The sequence below is a fragment of the [Ruminococcus] torques ATCC 27756 genome (assembly GCF_000153925.1).
GTDB classification, from domain to species: Bacteria; Bacillota; Clostridia; order Lachnospirales; family Lachnospiraceae; genus Mediterraneibacter; species Mediterraneibacter torques.
Map to the genome: position 1 here is coordinate 1 of NZ_DS264360.1, position 842 is coordinate 842.

General features: G+C 48.9%; 1 rRNA gene. It reads left to right on the top strand.

The features are described 5' to 3' along the window. Window positions 1-842 (top strand): 23S ribosomal RNA (locus RUMTOR_RS08840); the annotation flags it as partial.

Genomic DNA, 842 nt, shown 5'->3' on the forward strand with positions numbered 1-842 from the left:
AGTTACGCTGGCTGGCGAGGTTAAGCACTGAAGGTGCGGAGCCGAAGGGAAACCAAGTCTGACAGGGCGAAAGTCAGTCGAGTAGACCCGAAACCGGGTGATCTATCATGTCCAGGTGAAGTTGCCGTAAAAGGCAATGGAGGACCGAACCCACATCCGTTGAAAAGGGTGGGGATGAGGTGTGGATAGGGGAGAAATTCCAATCGAACCCGGAGATAGCTGGTTCTCCTCGAAATAGCTTTAGGGCTAGCCTCATACAAGTCTTGCGGAGGTAGAGCACTGAATTCCTACGGGGGCGTCAAAGCTTACCAAGGGATATCAAACTCCGAATGCCGTGTAGATGATGTATGGGAGTCAGACTATCCGAGATAAGTTGGGTAGTCGAAAGGGAAAGAGCCCAGACCTGCAGCTAAGGCCCCAAAATGTGTGTTAAGTGGAAAAGGATGTGGGATTTCGAAGACAACTAGGATGTTGGCTTAGAAGCAGCCATCCATTAAAAGAGTGCGTAATAGCTCACTAGTCGAGAGGTCCTGCGCCGAAAATGTCCGGGGCTGAAACACACTGCCGAAGCTCAGGGATGAACAGTGATCAATACAGATCAATGCAAGAGGAAAGCTTCTTGATGAAATCAAGAAGATTCCAAAACAGATGAAACAGACTGCTGTTGGTCTGCGTTGATCACTGTTCATCGGTAGAGGAGCATTCTTAAAGAGACGAAGCTGTACCGAAAGGAGCAGTGGATTTTTAAGAAGAGAGAATGCCGGAATGAGTAGCGAGAAAGAGGTGAGAATCCTCTTGGCCGAATATCTAAGGTTTCCAGGGTAAAGCTGATCTGCCCTGGG